Here is a 26,687-nt window from a genome sequence, read left to right on the forward strand (position 1 = left end):
GGCGCGACGAGCTGCGTCGCGGCGGCGTTCGCGGCCCGCCCGCGGGGTCGCCCTCGCGTACAATGGCCGATCCGCAGCACCCCGCAGAATCCCCGTGAAAACCCATCTCCGCGCGCTGGTCGCGCAGGCCATCGATGCGTTGCGCGCCGCCGGCACCCTGCCGGCCGAGCTGGCGACGCCCGATTTCGTGATCGAACGTCCCAAGACCCGCGCCCAAGGCGACTTCTCGACCAACGCCGCGATGCTGTTGTCCAAGCCCGCGCGTGCCAATCCGCGCGAGATCGCGCAGAAGCTGGTCGATGCCCTGCCGGCCAACGGCGACATCGCCCGCGTCGAGATCGCCGGCCCCGGCTTCATCAACTTCCATGTCGCCGAGTCGGCCTGGCGTCGCCTGCTGGGCGAAGCGCTGGCCGCCGGCGCGAACTACGGCCGCAACGACAGCGGCGCCGGCCATCGCGCCGGCGTCGAGTACGTCTCGGCCAACCCGACCGGTCCGCTGCACGTCGGCCACGGTCGCGCCGCGGTGATCGGCGACTGCATCGCGCGCGTACTCGCCGCCAACGGCTGGAACGTGGCGCGCGAGTTCTACTACAACGACGCCGGCGTGCAGATCAACAACCTGGCGATCTCGACCCAGGCGCGCGCGCGCGGCATCGCCCCGGGCGAGCCAGGCTGGCCGGAAGACGGCTACCGCGGCGACTACATCGCCGATGTGGCCCGCGCCTATCTCGACGGCGCCACGGTCGAAGTCGACGGCCAGTCCGTGATCGGCGTCGGCGACATCGACAACCTCGACGCGATCCGCCGTTTCGCGGTGGCCTACCTGCGCCGCGAGCAGAACGGCGATCTCGCCGCCTATGGCGTCGGCTTCGACGTGTACTTCCTGGAAAGCTCGCTGTACGCCGACGACAAGGTCGAGGAGACCGTGCGCGAACTGATCGCGCACGGTCACACCTACGAAGAGGGCGGCGCGCTGTGGCTGCGCAGCACCGACTTCGGCGACGACAAGGACCGCGTGATGCGCAAGTCCGACGGCACCTACACCTACTTCGTGCCCGACGTCGCCTATCACCTCAGCAAGTGGCAACGCGGCTACGAGCGCGCGATCACCGAACTGGGCGCCGATCACCACGGCTCGCTCGCGCGCGTGCGCGCCGGCCTGCAGGCGCTGGACGCTGGCATTCCGCAAGGCTGGCCCGAATACGTGCTGCACCAGATGGTCACGGTGATGCGCGGCGGCGAGGAAGTGAAGTTGTCCAAACGCGCCGGCAGCTACCTGACCTTGCGCGATCTCATCGACGAGGCCGGCTGCGACGCGGTGCGCTGGTTCCTGATCGCGCGCAAGCCCGATTCGCAGCTGACCTTCGACATCGACCTGGCGCGCTCGCAGTCGATGGACAACCCGGTCTACTACGTGCAGGTCTCGCATGCGCGCATGTGCGGCCTGATGCGCCAGCTCAAGGAGCGCGGCTTGTCCTTCGACCTGACGCAGGGCCTGGCTCAGCCGCTGGATCTGGACGACGAGGCCGCGCACGAACTGGTGACGACCCTGTTGCGCTACCCCGATGTGGTGGCCGCGGCCGGGCGCGACCTCGAGCCGCACCAGATCGCGGTCTATCTGCTGGAATTGGCGCAGACCTTCCAGACGTATTACAACGACCACCAGTTCCTGGTCGACGACGACGCCGTGCGCAACGCGCGCCTGGCGCTGGCGACGGCGACGCGCCAGGTGCTGGCGAACGGTCTGGATCTGTTGGGCGTCAGCGCCCCCGAGGTGATGTAAGTGGCAGCACGACGTGGCAAATCGCAAGCGAAGCGCAACCAGGGCAACGGCGGCGGCCTGCCCGGCTGGGCCTGGGGCGTCATGGGCGTCCTGTTGGGCGTGGTGCTGATCCTGTCGGCGCCGAAATTCCTGAAGTCCGACGGCGACGGTTTCTTCCGACCCAAGCCCAATCCCGACGCCCAGCCCGCACCGGTCGCGGTGGCCGAGGACGAGACCGTCGCGCCCGACAACGACGCCGGTCCGGCCCAGGCCAAGCCCGCCGCCGACGCGCCCAAGCAAGGCCCCGAATACGACTTCTACACCCTGCTGCCGGGCAAGGAAGTGCCGCTGACCGACGCCGAGCTGGCCGCGACCGAGCGCGCCGAAGCCGCGCGCTTGGCCCAGCAGCAAAAGCAGGCCGCGCAGGCCGCCGCTGCCGCGCAGAACGGCACGGCGCCGGCCACGGCCGTCACGCCGGCCAACGCCACTGCCGCCAACAACGCCAGCGCCGCGCTGCCCAAGCCGGTCGATGCCGGCACCAGCGCGCCGGCCGCCAACAACGCCGCGGCCGCCACGACGCCGGCCGCGGCCACCGCCACCGCCAGCGCGGCCCCGGCGGTCGACGACGGCACGCGCTATCTGCTTCAGGCCGGCGCCTTCCAGGCCTCCGGCCAGGCCGAGGAAATGAAGGCCAAGATCGCCCTGCTGGGCCTGGGCGCACGCGTGGAATCGGCGCAGATCAGCGGCAAGACCGTGTACCGCGTGCGCATGGGGCCTTACGGCACCGCCAGCGATCTGGCCGAAGCCAAGCGCAAGCTCGCCAGTGGCGGCCTGCCGGGCATGGCCATCAAGGTCAAGTAAGCCGAATCGGCCGGCCGCCCAAGCGCGGCCGAATCGGCCTCTCGTCCCGCCCACGCGGGGACGACACCTCTGCCTCTTAGGATGCGGTGAGCCAAAGGCGAACCGCATCGTCGCGTAGCTGCGACCGACGACCGCGCCGCCCGCCCCGGCTTGTCTTCCCCTGCTTGTCCTCCCCCTTTGAAAAAGGGGGATCGAGAGGGATTTGCTCTTGACCGCCGCAGCCTCCCCACACGCACTCCGGCCCGCCTACCGCGACGACTCGGAAAAACGCACGCGCAGTAGCTGCGACCGACACCCGCTCCGCCGCCCCTGCTTGTCTTCCCCCTTTGAAAAAGGGGGATCGAGAGGGATTTGCTCTTGACCGCCGCAGCCTCCCCGCACGCACTCCAACCCACCCACCACGACGACTCGGAAAAACGCACGCGCAGTAGCTGCGACCGACACCCGCTCCGCCGCCCCTGCTTGTCTTCCCCCTTTGAAAAAGGGGGGACCGAGGGTGATTTGCTCTTGACCGCCGCAGCCTCCCCACACGCACTCCGACCCGCCCACCGCGACGACTCGGAAAAACGCACGCGCAGGCCACCGACCCGTCGGCAAGCGCGAGCGCGGTCACAGCCCGAACAGCGCGCGCTTTGCCTTGCATGCAGCCGAGGTAGACTCGCCCGGTTCCTGGCAGGGTGAAGCATGGACAAACGCGTACTTTTGGGCTGCATCGCCGCACTGTCGGTGCTGCTGCTGGGCGGTCTGGCCGCGCAATTGGCCGGTGCCAACAGCGAAGGCGGACAGATCCTGCACACGCCTCTGGGCCGGGTGCCGGTCGGCGACGTCTTGATGGTGCTGCTGGCGATGACGGTGGGCGGCGCGATCGCGCGGCGCAAATTCCGTGCGGTCGCGGTGCTGATGGTGTTGATCGTGTGGCTGTCGATCCTGACCGTGCTGGTGGCGATGATCGCCCCCGACAGCCCGCCGCCGATGGCCTCGCTGCCGGCGATGCTGAAGTACAACGGCGCGGCGATCGTGCTGAGTCTGTTGGCGGCCTGGCTGGGCGCCACGATCGGTGAGACCCTGGCCAATCGGCGCACCAAGGCCGCTGCGTCCTGAGCGTGGCGCCGCTGCCTCCTGTGGGAGTCGGCGCAACGCGCGCGACCGGTTTAGCCGTGCGATCCGCCGCGCTTGATCGCGATCAGCGCCGAAGTGTCGGACTCGCCCATTCCGCGTTCGATCAGCTCGGCGTAGTCGGCCAGGGCCTGGTCGATGACGGTGGTGCGGATGCCGCTGTCGCGCGCGATGCCTTGCACGATGCGCAGGTCCTTGAGCATGTGCGCGCACTTGAAGCCGGGCGCGAACTCGTCGCGCAGCATGGTCGCGCCGCGCTTGTCGAGGAACCAGTTGTTGGCCGCGCCGGCCAGCAGGGTCGGCAGCAGGCGCTCCGGGTCCAGGCCCAGCTTCTCGCCCAGCGCCAGGCCTTCGCAGACCGCCTCGTTGATGCCCGCGACCAATACCTGGTTGACCGCCTTGGTGGCCTGACCCGCGCCGGTGCCGCCCATGTGGCTGATGCGCGCGGCATAGGCCTCGATCGCCGGGCGCGCGCGCTCCAACACCTCGGCGTCGCCGCCGGCCATCACCGACAGCTTGCCGTTGCGCGCGCCTTCGACGCCGCCGGACACCGGCGCGTCGATGAAACCGATGTTGTGCGTGGCCAGCATCGCCGCGCAGCGACGCGCGGTTTCCACCGCCACCGTCGAATGGTCGACCACGATCGCACCGGCCTTGAGCACTTCGGCCAACGCGGCCACGTTCTCCAGCACGTCCGCGTCCAGCGATACGCACAGGGTGACCACGTCGCAATCGGCGAAGTTGGCCGCCGAGCGTGCCGCGCGCACGTCCAACTCCGCCGCCAATGCGTCGGCCTTGGCCTGGGTACGATTGCCGACCGCGGTCAGCAGCCCACGGTTGTGCACGTAACGCGCCATCGGCGCGCCCATCGCGCCCAGGCCTATGAATCCGACTTTCATTTCAACCTTCCGTCCCGTGAGGGTGTTCAGACCTGCCATTCGTAAATCGTGAGCCGCGACGCACCGGTCAGGTGCAGCGGATCGGTATGCGCTAGCGCGGTCGCCGCGTCCAGGTCCGGCGCCAGCAGCACGTAGGCGCCGCCGCTCTTGTCCGAGAACGCGCCCGAGCGCTCCAGCCGGCCTTGCGCGCGCAGCGCGGCGATGAACTCGCGGTGCGGCTCGATCGCGCCCGCATCGAAGCTAGGCCCACGCATCGCCAACACCAGATACTGCTTCATGTCCGCGCTCCCGCCGTCGTCACGCCAGCGGCGCGTCGCTGAGATAGGTGTAACCGGTCAAGCCGGTTTCCAGCGCCTCGTTCAGACGCTCGGACTCCTCGTCCGACAACCCGGCCGCGGCGACCTTGTCGCGGTAGGCCTGGCGCAGGTCGGACAACTGGTAGCCCACGTAATCCAGCATCACGTCGGTGGTGTCGCCGCGGCGCTGCTGGGCGATCCGGTAGCCGTCGCCGTCGACGCGCACTTCCATCGCGTCGGTATCGCCGAACAAGTTATGGATGTCGCCCAGGATCTCCTGATAGGCGCCGACCAGGAAGAAACCCAGCCGGTAGCTTTCGCCATGCTTGAGGCGATGCAGCGGCAGCGAGGTGTCCAGGCCTTCGTTCTCGACGTAGGTCTTGACCGTGCCGTCGGAGTCGCAGGTCATGTCGGCGAGGATGCCGCGGCGCTCCGGCGTTTCGTCCAGGCGCTCGATCGGCACGATCGGGAACACCTGGTCGATCGCCCACACGTCCGGAATCGACTCGAACACGGAGAAGTTGACGAAGTACTTGTCGACCAGGCGGTCGTTAAGCTCGTCCAACAGCTCGCGATGGCTTTTCTCGTCGTAGTTCAGGCGCTGCCGCACCGCATGCGCGATCGCGTAGAACAAGTCGTCGATGCGCGCGCGCTGGGTCAGATCGATCTGGCCCAGGGCGTACAGCGACAAGCCTTCGCTATGGTGGTGCTGAGCCTCGTGGAACAACTCCACGGCCGGGCGCCGATCGAGTTCGTCGTGGATCTCGCGCAGATGGCGCACCACCGCCGGCTCGTCGTCGTGCGAATCGGGGATGCGGCCTTCCGGCGCCTCCTCGACTTCCGACACGTTGGCCACCAGCACCGCATGGTGCGCGGTCATCGCGCGTCCGCATTCGGTGACCACCCGCGGCGGGGTCAGGCCGTGCTCGACGCAGGCCTCGGCCAGCGGCTGCACGATGCTGTTGGCGTACTGGCCGATGCCGTAGTTGATCGAGCAGTAGCCGCGCGAACGCGTGCCTTCGTAGTCGATGCCCAGGCCGCCGCCGACGTCCATGTAGCGCACCTTGGCGCCCAGCTTGGACAGCTCGACGAAGTAGCGCGTGGCCTCGCGCATGCCGTTGGCGATGTCGCGCACGTTGGAGATCTGCGAGCCCATGTGGAAATGCAGCAGCTGCAGGCAGTCGCTCATGCCGGCGTCGCGCAGCTTCTTCCACAGGTCCAGCACCTGCCGCGGCGACAGCCCGAACTTGGCCTTGTCGCCGCCGCTGTTCTGCCACTTGCCCGCGCCCAGCGAGGCCAGGCGCATGCGCACGCCCAGGCCGGGCTGCACGCCCAGGGCCTTGGCTTCCTCGATCACCAGCGCCAGCTCGGACGGCTTCTCGACCACGATGTAGGTCTCCAGCCCGAGCTTGCGGCCGATCAGGGCCAGGCGGATGTACTCGCGGTCCTTGTAGCCGTTGCACACGATCAAGCCGCCGGGTCGGCTCAGCGCCAGCACCGCCATCAGCTCGGGCTTGCTGCCCGCTTCCAGGCCGAAGCCTTCGCCGTGGTGCGAGGCCAGGGTGCCGGCCACGCCGCGGTGCTGGTTGACCTTGATCGGATAGACCGCGGTGTAGCCGCCGGCATAGTCCCACTCGGCCTGGGCTTGGGCGAAGGCGGCCTGCAGCTTGCCCAGGCGGTCGCCCAGGATGTCGGGGAAGCGCACCAGCACCGGCAGCTTGGCGCCGTTGGCGCGCGCGGCGTCGACCACGTCGGGCAGCGGAATCGCCGGCCCGCGCTCGCCGTGCGGCCGCACCACGATCCGCCCGGCCGTATCGACGTCGAAGTAGCCTTCGGACCAATGCGGGATCGAGTAGGTCTTGCGGGCCTGATCGAGCGACCAGTCGGACATCGGCGTGGCACCAGTGGGACGGAGAGGACGCGCATTCTACCGTCCCCATGCCTCGATCCCGGCCATCGCTGCCTGAACGGCCGCGAGGCGCCGCCAGCGGCTCAGGCGCGCAGGCCTCAAGCCCGCGTGTACACCAGCGTGCCCGGCATGGCCTTGATCCGCTTGGCCAGCGCGCGATGGCTGGATTCGTGCAGGGCGACGATGCTGCCGGGCAGCTCCAGGCCGTCGAGCACCTTCTGCAGCATCCCGCCCTCGGTCCAGGCCACGCCGCGCAGCGCCAGCAACACCAGGTAGTGCGGGATGCCGCTGTCGTCGCCCGCGATCTCCTTGCGCACGATCCAGGCCTGCTTGACCTTGCCCGAAGCCTGCAGGCCCACCGTGGCGATCCGCAGGGCCTCGGCATCCAGGCCGTGCTCGAGCAGGCGGTCCTTCTTGGGATCGACCTCCTCGCGCGCGAGCAAGGCGCCGTCGCGGCGCTGGTATAGCGCGCGCAGCCGCTTCGCCGCGGCCTCGAACGCAGCCTCGTCGCCGGCGCGGTGGTGGTGCTGCATCAGCACCTGCAGGCCCTGCTCGGTCAGGTCCGGGTCCAGCTCGATCGCGCGCTCCAGCAGGCCCACGCCTTCCGCGTCCTGGCGGTCGACCAATTGCGCGCCCAGGCGCGCCAGCACCAGGGCATCGTCCGGGCGCGCGGCCAGGGCGGCGCGATACAGCGGCACGGCGTCGGCGTCGGGGCGCAGGCGGTCGACCAGGACGGCGTACTCGCCCAGCTCGGCGCCGGCCAGCGCGTCGGCGCGCGCCTCCAGCTCGGCCAGGCGCGCATGGTCCTGGCCCAGCGCCTGGTGGCGCTGCTGCCAGGTCTCGGCGACGTGCTCGTGCCATTCGCGGCTGAAGCGCTCCTCCAGGGTCTGACACAGCGGCCCCAGCAGGGCCTCGGCGGCCGACTGCGCCGGCGCCGGCACCGCGGCCGGCGACTGGCCCAGGGCCTGCAAGCGCTGGGCCAGGGTCGGGTGGGTGTCCTCCAGACCGGGTTGTTCGTCCAGCAGCTCCTGCAGGATCGGCGCGTCGTCGGCGCCGACCGCGGCGAAGCTGCCGGCCATGTCGCGGTACAGCGCCTGCGGCGGCCGCGGCTGGGTCTCGACGCTGCGCTCCACGTCCGCCCAAAAATCGCGTTGCAGGCGCACGCTGCCCAGCCCCACGCGCTGCAGGGCCTGGGCCATGGTCGGCGCGCCGGTCACGCGCGCGGCGGTGGCGTCGGCGTCGTACTCCTGCGCGCGCGCCAGCACGAAGCTGTAGGCGTCGAAATAGGGCGCATACCAATTGAAGAAGCGCAGGAACAGCGCGCCCATGCGCGAACGGCGTTGCGACAACTCGCCCAGGAACCGGTTCCAACTGGCGCGCACCCGGTAGATCCAGCCGGCGAAACGGCCGTGGCCGCCGCCGAAATGGCCGAACTCGTGGGCGACCACCGCGGCGAACTGCTCGCGACTGAGCAACTGCATCAGCGGCAGGCCCAGCACCAGGTAATGGGTATGCCCGAACAGGCCCAGCGCGCGCGGCACACTGGCCGCGCCGGCGTTGAGATTGGGATCGATCAGGATCTGCTTGAGCGGCGGCGCCCCGGTCTGCGCGCGCAGGCGCTCGATCTCGGCGCGCAGCTCCGGCGCCTCGTTCGGGCCCAGGACGTAGCCGGTGGGCGGCTCGAACTTCACCCACAGCGCCTTGAGCACGAACCAGCCGAACGCGACCGGTATCCAGATCACCTTCAACAGCTTGAGCAGCAGGATCGGGCTGATCGCCAGCAAGGCCAGCACCAGGCCGAGCGACATGCCCAGCGCCAGCAGCACCGTGCCGCCCAGCACCGCGAACCCCAGGCCCGCCAACAGGGCCAACTTGAACTTGTAGCGTCCCGGCGCCTGCTGCGCCTCCCGCTCCAGGCGCTCGACCAGCCCCTGGTACCGCGCGACCGATGCCATCCTTGCAGCCCCCTGCTCCGCCCCCGTGTCTGCGGCCATTTTAGGCCAGGCCGGGCGCCTCACGCCCGGTCCGTTACAATGCCGCCCCCCGCCCTGGCGCAGCGCCCGCACGTCGTGGCGCAGCGCAGCCGTCATCCGCGACGGCTACCTTGGCAGGCGCGCCCCACTTCTTTTGGAATCACCCGCATGAGCAGCTCCGACACCTGGCATTACGAGAACTTCGAGCGCGCCGGCTCGGCCATCGGCTACCGCATCACCCGCAAGCTCGACGAGGTCCAATCACAGTTCCAGAAGATCGAGATCTTCGAGAGCACCGACTGGGGCAACCTCATGCTGATCGACGGCGCGATGATGCTGACCACGCGCGACAACTTCCTCTATCACGAGATGATGTCGCACCCGGCGCTGTTCACCCACGCCGCGCCCAAGAACGTGGTCATCATCGGCGGCGGCGACTGCGGCACCCTGCGCGAAGTGCTCAAGCACCCCGGCGTGGAAGAAGCCGTGCAGTGCGATATCGACGAGCAGGTCACGCGCATGGCCGAGAAGTGGTTCCCGGAACTGTGCGAGCGCAACGGCGACGCGCGCGCGCAGCTGTTGTTCGACGACGGCATCGCCTACATGGCCAACCGCGCGCCGGCCAGCGTCGACATCATCATCGTCGACTCCACCGACCCGGTCGGCCCGGCCGAGGGCCTGTTCAACAAGGCGTTCTACGAAAGCTGCTTCCGCGCGCTCAAGGACGACGGCATCCTGGTCCAGCAGTCGGAATCGCCGCTGGTCCTGCTGGACCTGATCAAGGAAATGCGCGCCGAGATGGGCAAGGCCGGCTTCTCCAGCTTCCAGACCCTGCCGTTCCCGCAGCCGTGCTACCCCACCGGCTGGTGGAGTTGCACCCTGGCGCGCAAACACGCCGACCAAGAGCGGGGCGGCTTCGCTTTCCGCGATGCCGACGCGCGCGGCAAGGGCTTCGACACCCTGTACTACAGCGCCGACATCCACCGCGGCGCGCAGAGCCTGCCGCCGTTCGTGGCCGCGGCCCTGGGCGAGGGCTGATCCGGCATCGGACGCGGCCCAGGCGAATGCCCGGCGCCGCGCCCGACACGCGACTGCACGGCGGCCTTCACGGCCGCCGCTTCGTTTCCGCTGGCCTCAGCGGAAGGCCGCCATCGTCGCCGCACGCGTGCGCATGACCCGCTCGTTGTCGCGGGTGCTGGTGCCCAGCGCCCGCGCCACGCCACCCACCGTGTAGGTCTGGTCGATCGTGGAGAAGTAGCCGATGCGCGGCTGCGGGTTCGAGTTCACCGCCATGATGGTGCGGAAGTTGCCGCTGCTATTGACGTAGCCATGGCCGTAGGAGAACGGCGTGGTGTTCGGATCGTTGTCGTGACGCGCGCCGAACAAGTGCGCCGCCTCGTGCACGAAGGTGTAGGTGCTGCAGGATTGGTTCTGCACGAAGAAGGCGGTGCTCGCGGTTGCGCCGATCGCGTCGGCCTGGCCGCACAGGCCGCCACCGGAGCCGTTGTTCAGACCGTCGCGGGTGACCAGCGCCACGATGTCCGCGGCGGTGTTGTTGCGCTCGGTGGTCGCATAGGTGTCGAACCAGCCGTCGCTGGTGTTTCGGATGCGCGCCACCAGCGTACCGGCCACGTCGCTGGACTGCGCCTGCGAGGTGAAGCGGACGCCGGCGCTTTCGAAGCGCAGCGCCAAGGCGTTGTTGGCGAATGCCGTGTTCGACTGGGCGATGAAGAAGGCCGCGCGATCGTTGGCCGAGTTCTGGCCGCCCAGCTCGGTGACGGCTTCCGGCGTGTAGACCTGCAGGATGCGGACGATGGTGTCGGCCAGCAGCGCGTTGGCCGCCGGACGAACGCCAGGGCCGCGATCCTGCTGCGGCGCCAGATCGACCCGGGCCGGGGTATCGTCCGCGCCCTCCAGGCTGGCCGGGTCGCGCTTGACCATGAACTGCTGCTTGCCGTCCTCCGAGGTCAGCACCTCGTACACCTCGCCGCTGGCGGCGATGATCTGCCCGGTCACGCGCTCGCCGCGTACCACGAACAAAGCGGTGGACGGCGGCGTGGCGCCGAGCTGCAACTGGCCGCCGGGCAGCAAGCGGTCGGCGCCCGACCAGACCACGTCGCCTTCGGCGGTGCGATACGACTTCGCCAGGCGCATGCGCAGGCGCGCGCCTTCCGGCATGCTCAAGCTCAACTCGCGCTGCGCACCGAGCAGCGCCTTGCGGTCGACGGACACCGAGGCCGCCCACAGCGCGGTCTTGTCGCGCAGCATGTTGTTGACGCTCGCCGGCGCCGCGGCCGCGGCCTTGGCGGAATGGGCCTGGAACAGTTCCGGTACCGCCGCCGACTGCGCATCGGCGACATTGACCGTGGCGGCGACCAAGCCGGCGATGGACATTACCAAAATAGCCTTCTGCATGTGGATCTCTCCTTGAACACAGCATTGAGTGTGGGCATCGAGGGCGACCGCGGCCGCCCGCCTCGTTCATAGCCGTATCGACGACCGCCGCCCGCGATAGCGCGGCCGTGTGAGGGCACGATCGAACCGCCTTGAACGGATTCGAGTTAGGCACGGCCCCCGCATCTGCAACAGATCGGAAACCCCTCATTTGCGTTTCGAACATGCAACGCGAATCACACATTCCGGCATCGAGAAATCGATGGCACACAAGATGTGTAGCAAGTGAGTGATTAGCGCGATTGCCCGCCCGGCATGAGCGCACTAGAACGAAGCCCGCGGCGATGCGGGGCTTTCCTTCAAAGCGCTAAGCTCACTTCATGCATGGCTTGATGGGTTTCGCTGCCTTGCTCGGTAGCGGTAGCGGTGGTGGCGGCGGCCATCCACTGGCGACGAAATCGCGGCCTGCGATCAGCGAGGTGTGCTCAAGCGCAATACGCCCATCCAAGACCTTGCGTACTTCAGCCATGTCAGCGTCGCCCTCCAGGGGCGGTGAAGCCCCCAGATGGATCACCGAGCCTTGGCTGGCCCACCAACCCGGCCGGGCGTCGGGCACGAACGCGACGTAGTAGTGACCGGTGTCCAGGCGGGTGCCGGCGCATACGCCGGTGTAGAAACGCATCTTCGGAGAGATGGCCGCGTTTCCACGCAAGACCTTCAGCACACGGATCTCGCCGTACACCGTTCCCTCCACCTCTTCGGGAGGCGCAGCCAGCCGCGATGCCGTCAGCTGGAACACGAACACTTGCTTGGCCTCGCGAGCCGCCACGCCGCTCAGCAGCGGCGCCGGCGTACAGGCCAATGCCGGCAGCGCGGCGCTCAGCATCGCGAGTGCAAGCCACCTCGCAGCGGTCATCGCATAGGCCACCGGTGGCTTCGACATCGCGTATCCCTGGGAATGTCCGGACGAGCGGTGCGCAATCGGCCTGACGTACGGCCGACGCATGAGCCGACTCTATCACCGCGCGGATTTCGTCTTCACCATCGCGCAGCGCATATACAAAATGAACTCCTCGCGCGCAGGAATGTGGCCGGTGGCGAACTGCTCGATTACCGCCGGGCGCAACTGCGCCGGATCCTCCGGCGAATCAGCGCCGCAGTACTGTGCGCGGACTTATCCGCCGCCACCGATCAAGCGCATCGCCGCAAGGTTGAGCGCATACCCGCCCACCGTCAGCAGCGCGAACAATACCGCCGCCAACACCAGCGGCTTGGCCCCCGCCTGGCGGATCGCGCCGATCTGCGTGCGCAGACCCAGCGCGGCCATCGCCATCGCCAACAGCGCGGTATCCAGCTGCACGATCGCCGCCACCCAGGCCGGCGGCAGCGGCAGCAGCGAGTGCAGGCCGCTGACTGCGATGAAGGCGAGCGCGAACCAGGGCAGGGCGAGCTTGGCGCGCGCGCCGTCGCCGCCGCGGCCGGCCATGCGCGCCGACAGCAGCAACAGGAAAGGCGCCAGCAGCATCACCCGCAGCATTTTCTCGATCACCGCCGTGGCCGCGGCGGTCTCACCGATCGCGCGGCCGGCCACCACCACTTGCGCCACTTCGTGCACGGTCGAGCCCACGTAAACGCCGTAGGCGTGCTCGCTCAAGCCCAGGTACGGGTACAGCCATGGGTAGACGAACATGCCAAGGGTGCCGAACACCACCACCGTGGCCACGGCCACCGATACCTGATGCGCGCGGGCGCGCAGCACCGGCTCGGTCGCCATCACCGCCGCCGCGCCGCAGATCGCACTGCCCGCGCCGATCAACATCGCCGTCTCGCGATCCAGCTTCAGCCAGCGCGTGCCCAGCCACACCGCTGTGGCGAACACCGACGCCACCACCACCGCATCCACCGCCAGGCCGGCGACGCCGACCGCGGCCAGATCGTGGAAGCCGACCCGGAACCCGTACAACACGATCCCCAGCCGCAGCAGCCGGCTGCGGCACAGGTCCACGCCGGGGCCGGCGACCGCGGCGATACGCGCGAAACCGGTGTTGCCCACCGCGATGCCGAGCACGATCGCCAGGGTCAGCGCGCTCAGGCCGAGCTCGCGCATGGGCGCCCATTCGGCCAGGCCCCAGGCCAAGGCCGCCAGCGCCGCGGCCAGCGCCAGGCCCGGGACCCAGCGCATCGCCGGTCGCGGCGCCGATGCCTCCACAACGGGGGATGGGGCAGCGGTTTCGTAGGCGGACGACACGGAACAGAACACTCCGGCGCCGGGCGCCTGGCGAAATCGACGCCACCTTAGACCCGCACGATGCTAGCGTCCAATGCATATTATTCGATAATCGATGAGCTGAACTCATACCTATGAACCTGCACCTGCTGCGCAGTTTCCTGACCGTGGTCAAGACCCAGAACTACTCGCGCGCGGCCGAGCTGCTGTTCGTAAGCCAGTCGGCGGTGTCCAAGGCGGTGCGCGAACTGGAGCATCAACTCGGCCTGCCGCTGCTGGAACGCGGCGGCGGCGACGGCAAGGCCCAGCGCGGCGTGGTGCTGACCGAACACGGCCGCGCCGTGTTCGAGCATGCGCGCGCGATCTTCGCCCTGGAACGCGCCGCCAGCGAGGACGTGCGCGATCGCCTCGAACTGCGTCAGGGCCGGCTGCGCATCGGTGCCAGCACCACGGTGGCCGCGTACTGGCTGCCGCGCAGCCTCGCCGCCTTCGTGCGCCGGCACCCGGCATTGGAGTTGGAATTGGTGGTCGGCAACACCGACGAGATCAGTCGCGCGCTGATCGACTGCCGCATCGATGTGGGCTATGTCGAGGGCGAAGTCGAGGATGCGCGTGTGGCGGCCACGCTATGGCGCACCGAACCTCTGCGCGTGGTCGCGTCCGCGGACGCCGAAGCCACGCCCGGACTGGGCCAGCGCGCAGGCGCGGCCGCGCTGGCCGCCCAGACCTGGCTGCTGCGCGAGCCCGGTTCGGGCACGCGCCAGGCCGCGCAGGCCTGGTTCGAGGCGCAGGGCTTCGCGCCCGCGCGCAGCATCGAAGTCGGCAGCAACGAGGCCATCGCGCGCGCGGTCGCAGCCGGCGCGGGCATCGCCTTGCTGCCGGAACCCGTGGTCGCCGACCTGCTGGCGATGGGCCGCCTGCGCGCGATCGCGCCGATCGGCCGCGCCGACGCCACCCGTCCGCTGTATCGGCTGGAGCTGGTCAATCGCCCGCAGGCGCCGGCTTTGCGCGCGTTTCTGGCGCTGGATGCGCAAGCGATCGCGGCACGATCGGGTCAGCGCAAGCCGGGCGCACGATAGATGCGCGGCGGCCGATGGCGCCTGCGTCATTCGACGCGCGGCATCCGCAAACGCGAGCCGCCTTACAAGGCGTCGCCGTCCATTTCGCCGGTGCGGATGCGCACCGCGCGCTCCAGATCCCAGACGAAGATCTTGCCGTCGCCGATCTTGCCGGTGCCGGCCGCCTTCATGATCGCCTCGACCACGCCGTCGACCTGCTCGTCGGTCACCGCGACCTCGAGCTTGATCTTGGGCAGGAAGTCGACCACATATTCGGCGCCGCGGTAGAGCTCGGTGTGACCCTTCTGGCGGCCGAAGCCCTTGACCTCGGTGGCGGTGATGCCGGCCACGCCCGCTTCGGCCAGGGCCTCGCGCACGTCGTCCAGCTTGAACGGCTTGATCACCGCCATGACCATCTTCATCGTCGCTCTCCGGTTCCTATCCGCGCACTTGGCGCGCCTCGTCTGGGCGGCAGCATAGCCGAGCCGCAGGCTGCGGCCCTATCCCGGCGGCGTTCACGCGGCCTTCGCCTGGGCGCACCCGAGGATGGGCTACCTCGCGCCCGCGTCCGCCGCCGTGGTGTAATGCCTCACCGCAATGTCGGATTTTTCTGACAGCGCGGCGCGGTCCGCACCGACGGCGCCGTCCCGGCCACGAGGCCATGCTGGCCACGTCCCCCGGATTGAGTCCCGACCCCGATGATCGACCTGAACCATATCGACGACCTCGCCCGCCGCCTCGGCTCGCTGCTGCCGCCGGGCGTGCGCGACGGCCGCGAGGAAATCCAGCAGAACTTCAAGGCTGTGCTGCAGAGTGGGCTGGCCAAGCTCGATCTGGTCACGCGCGAGGAGTTCGAAGTGCAGCGCGCGGTCCTGCTGCGCACGCGCGAGAAGCTGGACGAACTGCAGCGCACCGTGGCCGAGCTGGAAGCCCAGTTGGGTCAATCCGCACCGCCCCAGCACTGAGTCCACCCGCATGAATCTGGCGATCGCGCACAGCCGTGCGCGTACGGGCGTGCGTGCGCCCGCGGTACGGGTCGAGGTCCACCTCGCCGGGGGCCTGCCCGCGATGTCCATCGTCGGCCTGCCCGAGGCGGCGGTGCGCGAGGCCAAGGACCGCGTGCGCGCGGCGATCCAATGCGCGCAGTTCGAGTTCCCGGCGCGACGCATCACCGTCAACCTGGCTCCGGCCGACCTGCCCAAGGACGGCGGTCGCTACGACCTGGCGATCGCCTTGGGCATCCTCGCCGCCAGCGGACAGATTCCCCTGGAGGGGCTGGGCGAGTACGAATTCCTGGGCGAGCTGGGCCTGACCGGCGAGTTGCGCGCGGTCGACGGCGTGCTGCCGGCGGCGCTGGCCGCCGCCGACGCCGGACGCAAGCTGGTCGTGCCCGCCGACAACGGCGCTGAGGCCGCGCTGGCCAGCCGGGTCGAGGCCATGACCGCGCGCACCCTGCTGGAGGTCTGCGCCATGCTGTCGGCGCGCAAGGCGCTGCCGGCCGCGGTCGCGGTGGCCGCCACGCGCACGCCCGGACCGGACCTGGCCGACGTGCGCGGCCAGAGCCAGGCGCGCCGCGCGCTGGAGATCGCCGCCGCCGGCGGCCACCACCTGCTGCTGATCGGTCCGCCCGGCAGCGGCAAGACCCTGCTGGCCTCGCGCCTGTCCGGCCTGCTGCCGGAAGCCGACGAAGACGAGGCGCTGGAAGCGGCGGCCATCGCCTCGGTCAGCGGACGCGGCCTGGACCCGGCGCGCTGGCGCGAACGCCCGTTCCGCTCGCCTCACCACACCGCCAGCGCGGTCGCCCTGGTCGGCGGCGGCGCCGAACCGCGTCCGGGCGAGATCTCGCTCGCGCATCAAGGCGTGCTGTTCCTGGACGAACTGCCAACTATCCAGAGTTGGAGACAGGCGTCCATATCTCTGGAAATTACCACCTAAGTGGCTTGATTTTGTTGGTGATTCACGCACAAAAAAGGGCTTGAATCCGATCCACACCCTTCATTGGATGAAGGGACGCGGGAGGGCTCTGATCGAGCGTCCTTCATCGCGCGAAAGTTTGCGTAACTTTGGTCCGGAAGGATCCGTGCTGGGGTGGGTCGCATGAATACGCCCCCTGCGCCCTGCCACCGCTTCCCGAATCTGCCCTGTGCTCGACTCGGGGCTCGCTTCGCCTTCCGCCTTGCCCTCCTGATCAGGAGGCTGTCATGACGGCGCGCATTTACCGATGGCCCGGGGCGCTGGTGCCGCCCCCGTTGGCCCCGAGCCTGGGCCCGCCCACCTCGCCGCCGACCGGGGCCGGTCCAGTAGCGGTGCCCAAGCCACGCCGCAAACCCAAAGCGCCCGCGCTGCCGGCGGTGCCAACGCCTGCCCGCCCGCCCCGTGAACTGACCGAGCAAGAGCAGGCCCTGCAGGACAAGATGCTGCGGGCCTACTACGAGGGCCGGCGCCCGTCCCGCAACCATGCCAAGAGTTCGATCCAGAACGACCAGATCGCCGTGCGCCAGTTGCTGGCCTTCATCGGCCAGCCGCTATGGGAACTCACCGAAAACGACTTCGAGGTTTGGTCGGCCCACTTAGGCCTGACGAAAGGCGATGCGCCGCGTACGCAGCGACGCAAGCAGACCGCCATTGCCACATTAATGCGCTATCTGAGCCGCAACCTGGCCCTGCAGAACGAGGCGCGAGCCATGGGCGGAGAGCTTCGCGAAATCGCTCACAGCGAAAATCGCGTGGTCCACACCACCGACCAAGCGCCCAAACGCCATCGTCGCTACCTGAGCGCGATGGAGTTTCAAGAAGTAGTGCAGGTGCTGGATATGGCGATCGAGTTGGCCATTCGCTCTAAACCACGCTGCGTGCGAACCCTGCTTCGCGACAAGGCGATGTTCAACACCTACTACGCTTTCGGTTTACGCATGTCGGAAGGGCACGCTCTCAATGTAACGAGCTTCCGCGCCAACCCGGATATCCGTGAATTGGGTCGGTTCGGGTTTGCCGACGTGTACGGCAAAGGCAGCAACGGCAGCGGGCCACGGTTCCGCTCCATCCCGGCCATCAATCCGTCCATTCGCGAAGTACTGGAATGGTACTTGACTGTGGTGCGGCCGCTGTTCCCGCCGCGGGACCTGGAAGAGCCCGCCATGTGGCTGTCCGAACAGGGCACGCGTCTGTGCCGCTCGGAAATCGACACAAGGTTCAAACAATTGCTGCAGGTGTGCGGCATTGACCCCTCGACTATGTCCACGCACGGGCTGCGTCACATGTCGGTCTCCCACGAAGCCGAGGCCAATGTGCCGTTGCATTTCACTCAGCAACGGCATGGCCACGCCCATGCCTCCACCACTCAGGTCTACACGCATCTCCCCGAGGCCTTCATCCGTGATCGGGCTCGGCAATTGGTCAAGCAACACCTGAAAAAGAAGGAGTCGACATGATAGACCCGCCCTCTTCCCTGCCACGTGTGTTCTGGCGACTGCGTGAGGTCATGACCGAACGCGGCGTGCCCAGCGTGGCCGCCCTGCGTCGTCTTCTTAAAAACCACTACCCGTTCATCTCCGAGGTGCAGTTGGGACGAGTGGTAAATCACGTGCCCGAACGGATGAACATGGCGCTGTTGATTGCGCTGTGCCATGCACTGGAGTGCACACCGAGCGACCTCTTGCACTGGGGTACCTGCGTACCCGCCTCGCCTAACGACAAGCCGACACGTGCGCATAAACCGGCGCGTGAACCGTCCATGGAAGACATTGCGCGACTCAAGGGTCCGGCCTTCACGGTCTTCACCTCGGAGCGCAAGGAGAACGCATCATGAGTTCGCCTGATCAGTTCCGCGTGTCCTGCGGAAAGTGCCAAGCTCCGTTGGCCAAAGGCCAACGTATCTACTTAGGCGTAGTGTATTGCGGAGGCTGCTACCACAAGCACTTCATCCCCTCGACCTGCACACGGTGCGGCCGCTCTGCGCGCATCTTGAAAGATGAAGAACCGCACGCATGCCCCACGTGTCTACGTCATGCGCGCTGGGAAGGCAAGCCGTGCACCCGCTGCAAGCGGCCCATTCGCACGTTTGGTATCGAACTGGACGATGGGTGTCTGTTCTGTCTGTCCTGTAAGAAGTACGCGGTGCCGCCGCAGCTTTGCCCCGGCTGCAACGAGTTCAAACAGGATCTGGGGCGCGATGTGCGGCGGGGCGTCACCGAACCGGTATGCGGGCAGTGTCGTCACCGATTGGGCAAGGCGGAGAACTGCGCAGGCTGTCGCCGTCCGCGCTTCATCGCCGGCGAACGGGACGGCAAGAGGTTGTGCGCCAATTGCCTGCCCACCGGTACGCCGCCGATCGTTACCTGCAGCGATTGCCACAAGCCTAAGTTCCACTTCGGCAGTGGCCGCTGTGAGGACTGCGCGTGGCGCCGGATACACAGCCGGCTACTCACTCGGTTGTATGCACAGGTTCCGGCGGCCTGGGCGCGCGATCTGATGACCGAATACTACCAACTGCTGCGCGACCAGATCGCGCACGGCACCTTGAGCAAGAGCTTGCGCCATGACGTGGTCTTCTTCGCGGCGCTGTCGCCCCACTTCTCCTCGGCCGACGCCCTGACCGGCGTGCTGGTCGTGCGCAAGCTCGGCCATGAATTCCTGGCCCGGTACGGTCGGGTGATGTCCTTCCTCAACATCACCGGTTACATCACCACCTACCAGGATCCGGACTACGAACTGGAGTGGCACCTAAGCCGTATCCGGTCCTATACCGCTCGCGGTCCTGCGTGGTCGCACGCGGCCATGGACCGGTTCCTGTCCCATATGTTGCACAAGCGGGATCTGTCGCTGGATCGGTCCACACGCCGCACCGTTCCCATCAAACCGAAGTCGATGGAGTCGGCGGTCCGCGCCGCGGTGGCGTTCCTGACCTATGCCGCCGCCGAAGGCGCCACCAGTCTGCCGGAGGTCTCGCAGGAGCATTTGGAGCTTTTCCTGGGACGACACCGCAACTATCGTCTGCGCATCCGCGCCCTGGTGCGCTACCTGCGCCGGCACGAGCGTACGTTCCAGAAGCTGAGCGTGCCGGCAAGCAAGCACGAGTTTTCCCTCAAGCACGCCTTGTCCGATCAGGTCCGGCTTGATCTGATTGACACGTTGGGTCTGAGCACGACCATCGTGGATGTGCGTTGGTCGCTGGTCAGTCTGTTCGCCCTCATCTATGCCCAACCGGCGCACAAGAGCGTGGCACTGCCTCTGGAAGCGGTTCGCATGGGCGCCGAGGGGCTATACGAGGTGCGCTTTGCCAAGGTCTGGCTTCCCATGGATGAGGTCACGCACCCCTTATTGGCGCGCTGGTTGTCGATGCGACGGGAGAATTCCTGCTTTGAGCGCAACGATGAAAGCCTCTACCTGTTCCCGGGCCGGCAAGCGGGCTCGCACATCCGCTCGGACACCTTCACGAAATGGTTGACACCCAGGCGCCTGACCACGCGCGCCCTGGTCACCACGTCCTTGGTGCAATGGGCCATCGCCGATCCCGGCTCTCCCCGGATCCTGGTCGACGCGTTGGGCGTCAGTCGGGTGACAGCCACCACGTACTGCCAGCAACTGGGCATGCAGGTGCGCGCGCACACGCGACATGCCTTCGATACGAGGGCCTGACACATGTGGCACATCTACCTGCTTGAGTGCGTTGATGGCTCAACCTATACGGGTATCGCCACCGACGTCGATGCACGCTACCGTCTGCACGTCCTAGGGAGCGCGGCCCAATACACGCGGAATCACCCGCCTCGTGCTCTCATCGCCGCTCTACCGGTCGGCACGCGCGCGCAGGCAAGCCACCTTGAGAGGCGCATCAAACACTGGTCCAAGGCGCGAAAACTCGCCTTCTTCCAGCCGTATACCACTGATTGGCGATCGTACTGTTCATGCGCTCCGTCTGAACCGCTAGATTCCCCAGCACCCGAGTTGCGGGAACCCCTCAACCGACACACAGAGGCCGTGCAACGCGTCGCTACGACGCAAGCCGAGATCTGGGCAATTCTCCGACGGCGCGTGCCTTCGTTGACGCAATCCACGCTCCGCTGTGGACTCAGCGAGGACGATGCAGCGCGTTGGGCGTGCTTCTGGATCGATGAACTAGACGGATCCCCCGCCGATCTGATCGCACATGGCCACGCCGACAAAGTACTGGCCTATGTCCTGCGGGTTACGCATCAACTGTAGCCGACGTCGTTTATCGAAGAGCAAGGGCGCGACCGTTTCTTGCCGGCCCTGCACCTTCGGGCCCTGCGCAGGGCTGGCCCACGCCTGAGTCGACATCAAGCCGATAAACACGAACGTCATCAAGCGTCTCATGGATCCCTCAGATGGCAGCAGGTGCGACCACCCTGTCTACACCGTCGCCCGAAGCCCGCGCGTAGAGGGGGGCAGTATCAAGTGAAGAGCGATTGATGAGCACTACCCAGAGGTCGTATAAAGCCCGTGTTTGACCATCCAGCGATCAGGCAAGGAGCGGCCGTGGGGGACTGGGACTTTCTCTATGAGATGCGGGAGCGCGGATACAGCCCGCAGGACATCGCCGATGCTGCCAGTTGCGGCGCCGCCCCCTGGGAGTTGAAGTACATCGATCAGGAGTGGCTCGCCTCCGCGTTGGATGAGGACCCTGATGCCGAAAGAAACGACCTCCACCTCTCCCTCCCGTTTCAGAGCCGGGAAGGATTTCCGTACAGCGTCGTCAAGCAGACCGAGATCTTTCTGGATCTGGTGGACTGTGCCCAGCGCCACTTCGAAAACACGGGTCGTTATCTGCAGGTCTGGGGCGAGTTGGGAGAGATCTATGCCGAGATCAAGTTCGGCTTGCGCCGTCACGGCACCCACCAAGCTGGCTCAGACGGCACTATCGCCGGCAAGCGTGTCGAAGTGAAAACCATCTCACCAGAGAAGTCCTCCGATCGCGTACTGGTCAAGAGTCAGGGCGATTTTGAGCAACTGCTGATCGTGCGCATCGATCAGGACTTCCAGTTCAAGGGCAAACTTTTTGATCGAAGCGAACTCAACGGTGCCACCGGCAGGTTCCTCAGGGGACGGTTGGCAGACGATGGAAGGGGGGCTGAATGAGACAAGAGTGGTTCGAAATGCAAGCCGAGCCGCGCCTGGCCCATTCCCAGCAAGCCTGGATTCCGTACGGGTTGTCCTAGCGCGTCTTCTGAGCGCGCCTTGCCGATTTGGGGCTTGGCGCGGGACCGAGCCGCGATTCCCACTGCGCCACCAGCGTCGCCAAGGGAACCTCAAGGGCAGCGCAGTAATCGCGCACCTCCACGAGATCCAGTCGCTTGATCCCCAACTCCACATTGCTGACGTAGGTCTGCCCTCTGCCCAGACGCGTCGCGAACTGGGTCTGCGTTAGCCCTAAACCTTCCCGAAGCTCCCTTAAAACGGCAGCCAGTTCGAGATTTTCAGGGCGATACAGGCTTTTGGCCACGTCAGGACGTCCTCTATAGGGCGCCCTAACCTATTCGCCACATCCAGATACTCTGATACCCGGTATTCGGATATTCTGATAACGCTTATCTGCCAGGGATGAAGCTGGATGGAGACTCGCCACCGCCACTTTTTGTCTTCGCTGGTTCCAGCGCTCGCATCGATGCTATGGCTCACAGCCACCCCGAGCCATGCCCAGACTCTGTGGAAGGACACCCAAGCTGGGGCCTCGCTACGGACTATTCAGCAACAGTTTTCTGGGGCCGCCCACCCCACCTCTCCCACCATGCTGGCCGATGGCAGCCGGGAGTTATTGCGACTGCCCAACACCCCGGCTCAAGGCCACGCCTTCGATGCGTTGTTCTTCTTCAAGCAGGACAGACTGACCCAGGTCAGCTTGGAACTGCAGGAGAAGGGAGGTGCCGTCTTTGCCCTACAAACGTTCCGTGACTTGAAGAGTGCCTTCGACGCCAAGTACGGCGCACCGGATGATGAGCAGGACCAGACTTTCGATACAGCCACGGGAACCGCCACGTTTCGCTCCGCCTCTTGGCGTTCGGGCCGAACGCTGATCACGCTGTCCTATGCAACAGCAGCGGGAAAGCTAGTGGTCCTCAACGTGGCGTACCGACTGGCCGCAGAACGCAAGACGGACGATATCTAGGCGCCTAAGCGATAAGCGTCCCAAGATCTACTTGGAGGTCAAGCGATGCGCATGCGCTCCCGCAATAGCAACCCCGGGATTCTTGAGGAGCACTCACTGTCGCTCAACGATGTTGCCAGCATGTTGGACCTCACGCCGCAAGAACTCACCTCACTGCTGCGCAGGCCCTACAGCCTCATGCATCACCAGCCCATAGACGAGCCGTTTCAGCAGCGATTGGACGAGTTGGCCAGAGTGCTGAAACGGCTCCGTGAGCTCAGACCGGACCCGCTTGCGGCGGCTTTTCATTTCAAGAACACACCCATTGCCCTGCTACAGCATCGAACCCTGCTTGAGGCAGTCCGCGATGGCGATACTCTCAGCGCACTGCGCTACCTCCAATCCGTCTCCGGCGGACAGAACGGATAGCACTGTGATCGCAGATGTGGGTCAGCCATAGCAGACAGATTTCACTGGCTTTCCTGGCTGCGCTTGTACAGTTCGACGACCCAGGGAGAGTGGTGTCCTTTCTGAAAAACCAAGCACAGCTCTTTCCGAGGCCGTGTTACGCCCACATAAAACAGACGCCTGGCTTCTCGAAGAGATCTTTCGTTCTTCCTATCCCGCGCACTTGGCATATCTGATTCATTGACTCCGAACATGATGACGGCATCGAATTCTCTACCCTTAGCGCTATGCAATGTGCTCAAGGTCAAACGCCCGCTTTCATCTAGCCGGCCCGCGAACACATTCAAGGCCATATCCAGATTCTTGGCTGGATCGGTGCGCATGATCATCTCGGAACAAACATCCCACTCCTGATGCCGATTCCTCGCCACCGTCATCCAGGGGGCTATCAGCTCTTTATCAAGACGCTGTAGCCATTGGTGTGCTGTCTCGCCCCTGTCGATGCCATCCTGCAAAAAGGCCACCAGCTGAGCGGAAAGGATTCGCTCTTCTGGCTCGCTTGCTGGCCCTCCAAAGACGATCCCAAGCGCCTCTCGCAGAAGACGACTGTAGGCGGGATCGGCACCATGCCAGCCACCGGTGACCCACTGCGAGCACGCTTCGATCAGGCGCGCAAGGCGCGAGCTTCGCTTCACTAACGCGTTTCGATCTGTTCGCACGAAGGGAATGCCGGCGCCGTCCAGTGCCCCGGCCACTAGATCGCCCAGCCACGCGGCCTGATACAGAACTGCGATTTGCTCCATGCTGAAGCCGCGGCCCACCAAATCAGGTACAACGACTTGAGCGATGTGTTCAGCTTGAGCGTCATGACGCCCATCGACCTGGATGAACGATAACGTGCCATCGGGCGCTCCCTCCACGCCGCGATAGTCCCGCTCCTCCCCCAAAGCACCCAACGAGGCGCGAATAATCTTCACCCCGGATCGGTAGTTGAAGCGCAGTCTGATCGTCTTGACGTCGCTGCGCTGGGTCAGCGCTCGAAGGAGTTCGGGATCGGCCCCGGTGAAGCCATAAATAGACTGATCCGAGTCGCCAACCGCCAGCAATCGGATCCCGCCCTGGAAACACAGCAGCAGGACAAGCTCGTGAAGTGCGTACCCCAGGTCTTGATACTCGTCGACGAAGAGCACTGGAAACTTTGCTCGTATAGCCTCACGCACCCAGGTCTGTTCCTTGACTAGCCGGAATGCCAGAAGCGGCATATCATCGAAATCGATCAGTCCGCGCAGACGTAGTTCTGCCTCGTACTGCTCAATGAATCTGGCAAGGTCGGGATTCTTCCCCATCCACGCAGGAAGGCTGCGATCCACATCGCGGCGACGCTTCTGTTCAGCATATCGCCAGTGCTCATGCGGATCTCGACCGTCGTCAATGATCTTCTTGTGCGCGGCCTCCACCGCCGCGCGGCATTCCGCAGCCGTCGCGACGCGGAAGTTGCCATCAAGCAATCCCGGCACGCATCGGGCGTAGGGAGTAATGATCTGGGTGAGGGCGAAGCTGTGAACGGTACCAATGAAGGTTCTGTCTACGCTTGCTATGCCGAACCTCGCCAGCCGTGCTTCCAGCTCGGTCGCGCATTCGTTGTTATAGGTAATACAGGCAACGCCACGAGGGTCGACAACGTCTTCGGACAAAGCCCGCGCCATTGCCGTGGTTAGGGTCTTGGTCTTGCCGCTCCCGGGGCCTGCCAACACAACGCAATGGCCAGTCTCAAAGACCGCCTCGCGCTGCTCAGCGTTCTTGCTCAGTTCCGCGACTGCCCGCGCTAGCTCGGTAGGATTAGACACGCGCCGCCAGAAAATTGATGGCCGACGCAATGTAGGCTGGCGGTAGCAAGGTTGGCACCTTCTTCTCCAGTTTGGCACTGAGCCGGCCCTTGCCTATATCGGCGATCATCGCAAGCAGCTGGGTACTGTCGATAGCCAACGTGCCGACACGCCACGCCGCAATACGCGTCATACGCCGGGAGCCGAAGCCTTGCTCGCTCAGAATCTGCAACAGTGCTGCTTGCAGACCGGGTGTGTTGGCCATGACGACCTCGAAGGTATGCTCGTTCAAGAAGATGCCGGCCGTTGCCCAACTGGCACTGAAATCGGCAAAGCTCGCAGACTCCCAACCAGCGCGTTCTGCCGCTGTCAAAGGAGCCTTACCTGTTACCTCACAGTAGGCATCCCATATATGCAACGTCCTCGTTCTTCCTAGAGGTGCCTTCACACCATCCAGCGGGTCCCAATCCGTTATTACGGTGAAAGGCAGCCCCAGCCCACCCACTAGCTTCACGTACGGAACAAAATTGACGCCGGCGACGTTGCATACCGCGATACCTAGGCGATCAAGGTTCTTACCCATCGAGTCTGCAAACACTGGCACCAGCGTTTCCTCGGCATCACCCTCTACAAAGATCACGCCACGAGCGAACAGCAACTCTGAGCGTGTCGACGTAAGATAGTGTTCGATATCGTCGAGCTCATCCGCACCGATGGGCAGCTTGGCGAGCGAGTGGGCGGACGTCGCACCCTGGCTCGTACGCAGATTGACGATAGAACGCAGGGGCGCTGCGGCCGCGAGCGTGGGAGAGTGACTGGTGACGATCAGGGCCTGGGAATTGTCAGGATTGCTGAACAACTTGTTGAAGACGGAGCGTTGAAGCTGGGGATGTAGGTGTGCTTCAGGCTCCTCGATACAAAGAAGGGAAAAATTCCGTTCGTTCTTGTTTCTCCGCCAGACGAACTCTGCCAACTTCAATGCCAGTAGTGCGACATTAGCCGAACCGAGGCTGGCTTCGGAGATCCCTCGCTTACCATTATCGATGTACATGGCAATCGATCGGAACAGACGAAGAGGATCGGCGGCGGCAAAGCGCAAGCGGGCATCCACATCCTGCGCGGTTCCAGCCAGGTCTAGAATGCCCGCGCGCAACGCGTCTTCCAGCGCCTTGACGGAGGGGAAGCCCTCCATCTTCTTGGTCGCCGCTTCAAGATCTGTCGCGACCGTACCTAGCTGATCCGCACTGATCGTGGCGACGGCATCCTCCAGCAATGGCCTGAGAGGCGACGAGCGCCACGACGCAAGCTGACCTTCGGCGTCGCGCAAGGCGTCCAGCATGTCCAATGCGATCCGGCGGCGCACCCGAGATGGTATCGAGCGGGATTCGTCCTCGCCGCCAAAGACGATGTACTCGAAGTCTTCGCTGGACTGCGGCGGTCCGACAACCTCTGCCCGCTTGCGATAGACATAGCTCAGTCGAGCGATGCGCGGATCAGCGGCAGTACGGAAGTCCGTCAATAGAGCGACCAGCGCCGGATCGCTGTCGAAGTCGGCAAAGTCAACATGCACTTCAATCCGGGGATTCGTGGATAGATCGCAGCCGTCACAGAAATCAGAGAGCTTCAGCTGCCGCATGCTCTCGGGAATAGTGGGATCAAGCACCAATCGTATGGCAAGAAGCAGATTGCTTTTTCCGACGCGATTCTCGCCCAGTAAGACGACGTTGCCGGCAAGCGGGATATCGACCGCGGCAAAGTTCCTGAAATTTCGAATGCTCAGCTTCGCTAGGTGCACGCCATGTCTCCCTTTGGCCGGAACAAGATCCGCACTCATCCATCTCGATCATCTCGCGC

General features: G+C 65.9%; 24 protein-coding genes and 1 pseudogene. 13 read left to right on the plus strand and 12 right to left on the minus strand.

What is annotated here, in order from left to right; all coding sequences use genetic code 11:
* Window positions 1-94: 94 nt before the first annotated feature.
* The 3 genes from argS to ASD69_RS08570 all read left to right on the plus strand — a co-directional run bounded on the left by argS (window position 95) and on the right by ASD69_RS08570 (window position 3,724).
* Window positions 95-1,783, plus strand: a complete 1,689-nt coding sequence (argS, locus tag ASD69_RS08560; RefSeq protein WP_056176812.1) for an arginine--tRNA ligase — start codon at window positions 95-97, stop codon at window positions 1,781-1,783.
* Entirely contained in the window at window positions 1,784-2,623 is an 840-nt protein-coding gene (locus tag ASD69_RS08565) for an SPOR domain-containing protein (protein WP_056176815.1), read from the plus strand.
* Window positions 2,624-3,307: 684 nt separating this feature from the next.
* Window positions 3,308-3,724 (plus strand): hypothetical protein, encoded by a 417-nt coding sequence (locus ASD69_RS08570; protein WP_157489599.1) that lies wholly within the window; start codon window positions 3,308-3,310, stop codon window positions 3,722-3,724.
* Window positions 3,725-3,774: 50 nt separating this feature from the next.
* On the opposite strand, the gene ASD69_RS08575 is transcribed toward ASD69_RS08570, so the two are convergent.
* The 4 genes from ASD69_RS08575 to ASD69_RS08590 all read right to left on the minus strand — a co-directional run bounded on the left by ASD69_RS08575 (window position 3,775) and on the right by ASD69_RS08590 (window position 8,798).
* A complete protein-coding gene (locus ASD69_RS08575) occupies window positions 3,775-4,638 on the minus strand; it encodes an NAD(P)-dependent oxidoreductase (RefSeq protein ID WP_056176820.1) in 864 nt (287 codons plus the stop codon).
* 26 nt (window positions 4,639-4,664) lie between these two features.
* Window positions 4,665-4,916: a YciI family protein gene (locus tag ASD69_RS08580; RefSeq protein ID WP_056176823.1), complete on the minus strand. Its 252-nt coding sequence runs from the start codon at window positions 4,914-4,916 to the stop codon at window positions 4,665-4,667.
* 19 nt (window positions 4,917-4,935) lie between these two features.
* Window positions 4,936-6,825 (minus strand): arginine decarboxylase, encoded by a 1,890-nt coding sequence (gene speA / locus ASD69_RS08585; RefSeq protein WP_056176826.1) that lies wholly within the window; start codon window positions 6,823-6,825, stop codon window positions 4,936-4,938.
* A 116-nt stretch (window positions 6,826-6,941) separates the two neighbouring features.
* Window positions 6,942-8,798 carry a M48 family metallopeptidase gene (locus tag ASD69_RS08590; protein ID WP_056176829.1) on the minus strand — a complete coding sequence of 619 codons (1,857 nt, stop codon included), beginning with the start codon at window positions 8,796-8,798 and terminating at the stop codon, window positions 6,942-6,944.
* 186 nt (window positions 8,799-8,984) lie between these two features.
* Here ASD69_RS08590 and speE point away from each other — a divergent pair, with 186 nt between their 5' ends.
* The gene (gene speE / locus ASD69_RS08595; protein WP_056176832.1) at window positions 8,985-9,854 is read left to right on the plus strand and encodes a polyamine aminopropyltransferase; all 870 of its coding nucleotides are present in this window, start codon (window positions 8,985-8,987) and stop codon (window positions 9,852-9,854) included.
* A gap of 96 nt (window positions 9,855-9,950) precedes the next feature.
* Here speE and ASD69_RS08600 read toward each other — a convergent pair whose 3' ends face one another.
* The 3 genes from ASD69_RS08600 to ASD69_RS08610 all read right to left on the minus strand — a co-directional run bounded on the left by ASD69_RS08600 (window position 9,951) and on the right by ASD69_RS08610 (window position 13,392).
* Window positions 9,951-11,231 (minus strand): M12 family metallo-peptidase, encoded by a 1,281-nt coding sequence (locus tag ASD69_RS08600; RefSeq protein WP_082576370.1) that lies wholly within the window; start codon window positions 11,229-11,231, stop codon window positions 9,951-9,953.
* A gap of 352 nt (window positions 11,232-11,583) precedes the next feature.
* Window positions 11,584-12,153, minus strand: a complete 570-nt coding sequence (locus ASD69_RS08605; RefSeq protein WP_056176838.1) for a hypothetical protein — start codon at window positions 12,151-12,153, stop codon at window positions 11,584-11,586.
* A gap of 231 nt (window positions 12,154-12,384) precedes the next feature.
* Window positions 12,385-13,392, minus strand: a complete 1,008-nt coding sequence (locus ASD69_RS08610) for a YeiH family protein (RefSeq protein WP_157499116.1) — start codon at window positions 13,390-13,392, stop codon at window positions 12,385-12,387.
* A gap of 179 nt (window positions 13,393-13,571) precedes the next feature.
* Here ASD69_RS08610 and ASD69_RS08615 point away from each other — a divergent pair, with 179 nt between their 5' ends.
* A complete protein-coding gene (locus ASD69_RS08615) occupies window positions 13,572-14,516 on the plus strand; it encodes a LysR family transcriptional regulator (RefSeq protein ID WP_056176844.1) in 945 nt (314 codons plus the stop codon).
* Window positions 14,517-14,578: 62 nt separating this feature from the next.
* Here the strand turns inward: ASD69_RS08615 and ASD69_RS08620 are convergent, their stop codons facing one another.
* Complete coding sequence (locus ASD69_RS08620) at window positions 14,579-14,917, minus strand: P-II family nitrogen regulator (RefSeq protein WP_056176848.1); 339 nt, start codon at window positions 14,915-14,917, stop codon at window positions 14,579-14,581.
* Window positions 14,918-15,193: 276 nt separating this feature from the next.
* Here ASD69_RS08620 and ASD69_RS08625 point away from each other — a divergent pair, with 276 nt between their 5' ends.
* The 5 genes and pseudogenes from ASD69_RS08625 (at window position 15,194) to ASD69_RS08640 (ending at window position 20,132) form a co-directional block, all read left to right on the plus strand.
* Complete coding sequence (locus tag ASD69_RS08625; RefSeq protein ID WP_056176850.1) at window positions 15,194-15,460, plus strand: accessory factor UbiK family protein; 267 nt, start codon at window positions 15,194-15,196, stop codon at window positions 15,458-15,460.
* Window positions 15,461-15,470: 10 nt separating this feature from the next.
* A pseudogene (locus ASD69_RS08630) lies at window positions 15,471-16,421 on the plus strand (YifB family Mg chelatase-like AAA ATPase); the annotation flags it as partial.
* A gap of 275 nt (window positions 16,422-16,696) precedes the next feature.
* Entirely contained in the window at window positions 16,697-17,926 is a 1,230-nt protein-coding gene (locus ASD69_RS08635; protein WP_082576372.1) for a tyrosine-type recombinase/integrase, read from the plus strand.
* Window positions 17,923-18,303 (plus strand): helix-turn-helix transcriptional regulator, encoded by a 381-nt coding sequence (locus ASD69_RS21215; protein ID WP_082576373.1) that lies wholly within the window; start codon window positions 17,923-17,925, stop codon window positions 18,301-18,303. Before ASD69_RS08635 ends, ASD69_RS21215 begins: the two co-directional genes overlap by 4 nt.
* A gap of 155 nt (window positions 18,304-18,458) precedes the next feature.
* Window positions 18,459-20,132 carry a hypothetical protein gene (locus ASD69_RS08640; protein WP_157499117.1) on the plus strand — a complete coding sequence of 558 codons (1,674 nt, stop codon included), beginning with the start codon at window positions 18,459-18,461 and terminating at the stop codon, window positions 20,130-20,132.
* 480 nt (window positions 20,133-20,612) lie between these two features.
* On the opposite strand, the gene ASD69_RS22215 is transcribed toward ASD69_RS08640, so the two are convergent.
* Complete coding sequence (locus tag ASD69_RS22215) at window positions 20,613-20,819, minus strand: hypothetical protein (RefSeq protein ID WP_056176860.1); 207 nt, start codon at window positions 20,817-20,819, stop codon at window positions 20,613-20,615.
* Between the two features lie 174 nt (window positions 20,820-20,993).
* On the opposite strand from ASD69_RS22215, the gene ASD69_RS08650 reads away from it, so the two are divergent.
* On the plus strand, window positions 20,994-21,593 hold the full coding sequence (locus ASD69_RS08650) for a hypothetical protein (RefSeq protein WP_056176861.1): 600 nt from the start codon (window positions 20,994-20,996) through the stop codon (window positions 21,591-21,593).
* A gap of 76 nt (window positions 21,594-21,669) precedes the next feature.
* Here ASD69_RS08650 and ASD69_RS21225 read toward each other — a convergent pair whose 3' ends face one another.
* A complete protein-coding gene (locus tag ASD69_RS21225; RefSeq protein ID WP_082576375.1) occupies window positions 21,670-21,957 on the minus strand; it encodes a helix-turn-helix transcriptional regulator in 288 nt (95 codons plus the stop codon).
* Between the two features lie 108 nt (window positions 21,958-22,065).
* Between ASD69_RS21225 and ASD69_RS08655 the strand changes: the two genes are divergently transcribed.
* Window positions 22,066-22,620: a hypothetical protein gene (locus tag ASD69_RS08655; RefSeq protein ID WP_157499118.1), complete on the plus strand. Its 555-nt coding sequence runs from the start codon at window positions 22,066-22,068 to the stop codon at window positions 22,618-22,620.
* A gap of 45 nt (window positions 22,621-22,665) precedes the next feature.
* Entirely contained in the window at window positions 22,666-23,028 is a 363-nt protein-coding gene (locus tag ASD69_RS08660; RefSeq protein ID WP_056176866.1) for a hypothetical protein, read from the plus strand.
* A gap of 41 nt (window positions 23,029-23,069) precedes the next feature.
* Here the strand turns inward: ASD69_RS08660 and ASD69_RS08665 are convergent, their stop codons facing one another.
* Both ASD69_RS08665 and ASD69_RS08670 read right to left on the minus strand, forming a co-directional pair.
* Window positions 23,070-24,854, minus strand: coding sequence for an ATP-dependent helicase (locus ASD69_RS08665; RefSeq protein ID WP_056176871.1), 1,785 nt, complete (start codon window positions 24,852-24,854; stop codon window positions 23,070-23,072).
* On the minus strand, window positions 24,847-26,628 hold the full coding sequence (locus ASD69_RS08670) for an AAA family ATPase (protein WP_056179675.1): 1,782 nt from the start codon (window positions 26,626-26,628) through the stop codon (window positions 24,847-24,849). The genes ASD69_RS08665 and ASD69_RS08670 overlap by 8 nt, the downstream gene beginning before the upstream one ends.
* Window positions 26,629-26,687: the final 59 nt, after the last annotated feature.

Source organism: Lysobacter sp. Root604 (assembly GCF_001427505.1).
Classification (GTDB): domain Bacteria; phylum Pseudomonadota; class Gammaproteobacteria; order Xanthomonadales; family Xanthomonadaceae; genus Lysobacter.

What these genes read in the sequence shown, in the direction of transcription:
- ASD69_RS08570 (WP_157489599.1), top strand. Translation starts at nt 3,308, where the DNA reads ATGGACAAACGCGTACTTTTGGGCTGCATCGCCGCACTGTCGGTGCTG.
- ASD69_RS08575 (WP_056176820.1), bottom strand. Translation starts at nt 4,638, where the DNA reads ATGAAAGTCGGATTCATAGGCCTGGGCGCGATGGGCGCGCCGATGGCG.
- ASD69_RS08580 (WP_056176823.1), bottom strand. Translation starts at nt 4,916, where the DNA reads ATGAAGCAGTATCTGGTGTTGGCGATGCGTGGGCCTAGCTTCGATGCG.
- speA (WP_056176826.1), bottom strand. Translation starts at nt 6,825, where the DNA reads ATGTCCGACTGGTCGCTCGATCAGGCCCGCAAGACCTACTCGATCCCG.
- ASD69_RS08590 (WP_056176829.1), bottom strand. Translation starts at nt 8,798, where the DNA reads ATGGCATCGGTCGCGCGGTACCAGGGGCTGGTCGAGCGCCTGGAGCGG.
- speE (WP_056176832.1), top strand. Translation starts at nt 8,985, where the DNA reads ATGAGCAGCTCCGACACCTGGCATTACGAGAACTTCGAGCGCGCCGGC.
- ASD69_RS08600 (WP_082576370.1), bottom strand. Translation starts at nt 11,231, where the DNA reads ATGCAGAAGGCTATTTTGGTAATGTCCATCGCCGGCTTGGTCGCCGCC.
- ASD69_RS08605 (WP_056176838.1), bottom strand. Translation starts at nt 12,153, where the DNA reads ATGTCGAAGCCACCGGTGGCCTATGCGATGACCGCTGCGAGGTGGCTT.
- ASD69_RS08610 (WP_157499116.1), bottom strand. Translation starts at nt 13,392, where the DNA reads ATGCGCTGGGTCCCGGGCCTGGCGCTGGCCGCGGCGCTGGCGGCCTTG.
- ASD69_RS08615 (WP_056176844.1), top strand. Translation starts at nt 13,572, where the DNA reads ATGAACCTGCACCTGCTGCGCAGTTTCCTGACCGTGGTCAAGACCCAG.
- ASD69_RS08620 (WP_056176848.1), bottom strand. Translation starts at nt 14,917, where the DNA reads ATGAAGATGGTCATGGCGGTGATCAAGCCGTTCAAGCTGGACGACGTG.
- ASD69_RS08625 (WP_056176850.1), top strand. Translation starts at nt 15,194, where the DNA reads ATGATCGACCTGAACCATATCGACGACCTCGCCCGCCGCCTCGGCTCG.
- ASD69_RS08635 (WP_082576372.1), top strand. Translation starts at nt 16,697, where the DNA reads ATGACGGCGCGCATTTACCGATGGCCCGGGGCGCTGGTGCCGCCCCCG.
- ASD69_RS21215 (WP_082576373.1), top strand. Translation starts at nt 17,923, where the DNA reads ATGATAGACCCGCCCTCTTCCCTGCCACGTGTGTTCTGGCGACTGCGT.
- ASD69_RS22215 (WP_056176860.1), bottom strand. Translation starts at nt 20,819, where the DNA reads ATGACGTTCGTGTTTATCGGCTTGATGTCGACTCAGGCGTGGGCCAGC.
- ASD69_RS08655 (WP_157499118.1), top strand. Translation starts at nt 22,066, where the DNA reads ATGGAGACTCGCCACCGCCACTTTTTGTCTTCGCTGGTTCCAGCGCTC.
- ASD69_RS08660 (WP_056176866.1), top strand. Translation starts at nt 22,666, where the DNA reads ATGCGCATGCGCTCCCGCAATAGCAACCCCGGGATTCTTGAGGAGCAC.